The organism is Moraxella lacunata, from assembly GCF_002027545.1.
GTDB lineage: Bacteria > Pseudomonadota > Gammaproteobacteria > Pseudomonadales > Moraxellaceae > Moraxella > Moraxella lacunata.
In genome coordinates this window covers 1-843 of the sequence record NZ_MXAN01000073.1, presented here as the reverse complement: position 1 = coordinate 843, position 843 = coordinate 1, and the positions used below count along the sequence as shown (strand labels likewise).

Sequence of the window (843 nt, the reverse complement as noted above, 5' to 3'; positions counted from 1 at the left end):
ACATGACACCCAAGCAAGCTGAAAAACTAAACGACAGTGAGTTTAAACGATACTTTGGTATAAAAAGAACTACTTATCAACACATGCTTACAATACTACAAGAAGCCTACAATGAACAACATAAAAAAGGCGGTAGAAAAGCCAAAATTAGCCCAGAGAGTAAACTTGTCATAACCTTAAACTACTACAGAGAATACCGCAGTCAATTTCACATAGCCCAAGACTTTGGTATTACTAAAAGTGCTGTGTGCAAGGCAATTAAATGGGTGGAAGGTATACTCATCAATCACAAAGACTTTGCCTTGCCAGGTAAAAAAGCCTTATGGCAAGACAACAACCTTGAAACTGTACTCATTGATGCCACAGAAATCCCCATAGAGAGACCTAAAAAAAGCAAAGGCGACAGTACTCAGGCAAAAAGAAACGTCATACCTTAAAAGCACAAATTGTTGTTGATAAAAAGAGTAAGAGAATACTATGCACCCATGTTGGTAGAGAAGGCATGCATGACTTTAAACTCTACCAATCATCAAAAATAACCATCAAACAAAGTATTTTGATTTAAGTAGATTCAGGCTATCAAGGCATACAACAAACTCATGCAAATAGCCAACTACCAAAGAAAAAGACAAAACTTAAACCTTTAACCAAAGCAGATAAAAAAGCAAATCGCAAGTTATCATCCAAGCGAGTAACCAATGAACATGTCATTGGGAAACTCAAGTGTTTTAAAATCTTATCATGTCGCTACCGCAATCGCAGAAAAAGATTTGGATTAAGGGTGAATCTAATTTCTGCGATTTATAATTTTGAGCTGGGGTAGTTTGGAAAGAGGTCTAATGT

At 36.4% G+C, this 843-nt stretch carries 1 pseudogene; it reads left to right on the top strand.

From position 1 onward, the window contains the following. Positions 1-2: 2 nt before the first annotated feature. Positions 3-823: pseudogene (locus B5J94_RS10065) on the top strand (IS5 family transposase). Positions 824-843 lie beyond the last annotated feature (20 nt).